We start from the raw sequence: 3021 nt of genomic DNA, 5'->3' as shown, positions 1-3021 counted from the left end.
GTAAAAACGAATAATCATTAGGATAAGTCCTCGAACGATTAGTATCAGTCAGCTCCACACGTCGCCGCGCTTCCACCTCTGACCTATCAACCTGATCATCTTTCAGGGTTCTTACTAGCTTGACGCTATGGGAAATCTCATCTTGAGGGGGGCTTCATGCTTAGATGCTTTCAGCACTTATCCCGTCCGCACATAGCTACCCAGCGATGCTCTTGGCAGAACAACTGGTACACCAGCGGTGCGTCCATCCCGGTCCTCTCGTACTAAGGACAGCTCCTCTCAAATTTCCTGCGCCCACGACGGATAGGGACCGAACTGTCTCACGACGTTCTGAACCCAGCTCGCGTACCGCTTTAATGGGCGAACAGCCCAACCCTTGGGACCGACTACAGCCCCAGGATGCGATGAGCCGACATCGAGGTGCCAAACCTCCCCGTCGATGTGGACTCTTGGGGGAGATAAGCCTGTTATCCCCGGGGTAGCTTTTATCCGTTGAGCGATGGCCCTTCCATGCGGAACCACCGGATCACTAAGCCCGACTTTCGTCCCTGCTCGACTTGTAGGTCTCGCAGTCAAGCTCCCTTGTGCCTTTACACTCTGCGAATGATTTCCAACCATTCTGAGGGAACCTTTGGGCGCCTCCGTTACTCTTTAGGAGGCGACCGCCCCAGTCAAACTGCCCGCCTGACACTGTCTCCCACCCCGATTCAGGGGTGCGGGTTAGAATTTCAATACAGCCAGGGTAGTATCCCACCGACGCCTCCACCGAAGCTAGCGCTCCGGCTTCTCAGGCTCCTACCTATCCTGTACAAGCTGTACCAAAATTCAATATCAGGCTGCAGTAAAGCTCCACGGGGTCTTTCCGTCCTGTCGCGGGTAACCTGCATCTTCACAGGTACTATAATTTCACCGAGTCTCTCGTTGAGACAGTGCCCAGATCGTTACGCCTTTCGTGCGGGTCGGAACTTACCCGACAAGGAATTTCGCTACCTTAGGACCGTTATAGTTACGGCCGCCGTTTACTGGGGCTTCGATTCAGAGCTTCGCTTGCGCTAACCCCTCCTCTTAACCTTCCAGCACCGGGCAGGCGTCAGCCCCTATACTTCGCCTTGCGGCTTCGCAGAGACCTGTGTTTTTGCTAAACAGTCGCCTGGGCCTATTCACTGCGGCTCTTCAGGGCTATGAACCCTAAAGAGCACCCCTTCTCCCGAAGTTACGGGGTCATTTTGCCGAGTTCCTTAACGAGAGTTCTCTCGCTCACCTTAGGATTCTCTCCTCGCCTACCTGTGTCGGTTTGCGGTACGGGCACCTTTTATCTCGCTAGAGGCTTTTCTTGGCAGTGTGGAATCAGGAACTTCGGTACTAAATTTCCCTCGCTGTCACAGCTCAGCCTTCACGGTAATGGGATTTTCCTCATTACCAGCCTAACTGCTTAGACGCGCATATCCAACAGCGCGCTTACCCTATCCTACTGCGTCCCCCCATTGCTCAAACGATAAAGAGGTGGTACAGGAATATCAACCTGTTGTCCATCGCCTACGCCTTTCGGCCTCGGCTTAGGTCCCGACTAACCCTGAGCGGACGAGCCTTCCTCAGGAAACCTTGGGCATTCGGTGGATGAGATTCTCACTCATCTTTCGCTACTCATACCGGCATTCTCACTTCTAAGCGCTCCACCAGTCCTTACGGTCTAGCTTCAACGCCCTTAGAACGCTCTCCTACCACTGACATCGAAGATGTCAATCCACAGCTTCGGTGATACGTTTAGCCCCGGTACATTTTCGGCGCAGAGTCACTCGACCAGTGAGCTATTACGCACTCTTTAAATGGTGGCTGCTTCTAAGCCAACATCCTGGTTGTCTAAGCAACTCCACATCCTTTTCCACTTAACGTATACTTTGGGACCTTAGCTGGTGGTCTGGGCTGTTTCCCTTTTGACTACGGATCTTATCACTCGCAGTCTGACTCCCACGGATAAGTCTTTGGCATTCGGAGTTTGTCTGAATTCGGTAACCCGATGAGGGCCCCTAGTCCAAACAGTGCTCTACCTCCAAGACTCTAACAACGTGAGGCTAGCCCTAAAGCTATTTCGGAGAGAACCAGCTATCTCCAAGTTCGATTGGAATTTCTCCGCTACCCACACCTCATCCCCGCACTTTTCAACGTGCGTGGGTTCGGGCCTCCATCCAGTGTTACCTGGACTTCACCCTGGACATGGGTAGATCACCTGGTTTCGGGTCTACGACCACATACTAAAACGCCCTATTCAGACTCGCTTTCGCTGCGGCTCCGTCTCTTCAACTTAACCTTGCATGGGATCGTAACTCGCCGGTTCATTCTACAAAAGGCACGCCATCACCCATAAACGGGCTCTGACTACTTGTAGGCACACGGTTTCAGGAACTATTTCACTCCCCTTCCGGGGTGCTTTTCACCTTTCCCTCACGGTACTGGTTCACTATCGGTCACTAGGGAGTATTTAGCCTTGGGAGATGGTCCTCCCTGCTTCCGACCGGATTTCTCGTGTCCGGCCGTACTCAGGATCCACTCAGGAGGGAACGAAGTTTCAACTACAGGGTTTTTACCTTCTATGACGGACCTTTCCAGATCGCTTCATCTACCCCGTTCCTTTGTAACTCCATGTTGAGTGTCCTACAACCCCAAGAGGCAAGCCTCTTGGTTTGGGCTATGTCCCGTTTCGCTCGCCGCTACTCAGGGAATCGCGTTTGCTTTCTCTTCCTCCGGGTACTTAGATGTTTCAGTTCCCCGGGTATGCCTTCAATACCCTATGTATTCAGGTAAAGATACTGCTCCATTACGAACAGTGGGTTCCCCCATTCGGAAATCTCCGGATCAAAGCTTACTTACAGCTCCCCGAAGCATATCGGTGTTAGTCCCGTCCTTCATCGGCTCCTAGTGCCAAGGCATTCACCGTGCGCCCTTTCTAACTTAACCTAAAAAGGTTTTACTCTAATTAAATAGAGAGAAAAACTAAAATGGCGATTACTCGATGTTTACTTT

At 52.1% G+C, this 3021-nt stretch carries 1 rRNA gene; it reads right to left on the bottom strand.

The annotated features are described in order from the left end of the window. Positions 1-18: 18 nt before the first annotated feature. A 23S ribosomal RNA gene (locus BANVL01_RS26395) occupies positions 19-2955 on the bottom strand. Positions 2956-3021: the final 66 nt, after the last annotated feature.

The organism is Neobacillus novalis NBRC 102450, from assembly GCF_001591805.1.
Taxonomy (GTDB): Bacteria; Bacillota; Bacilli; order Bacillales; family Cytobacillaceae; genus Neobacillus; species Neobacillus novalis.
Note: the sequence above shows the minus strand (reverse complement) of the source record. Positions and strands in the feature narration are given on the sequence as shown.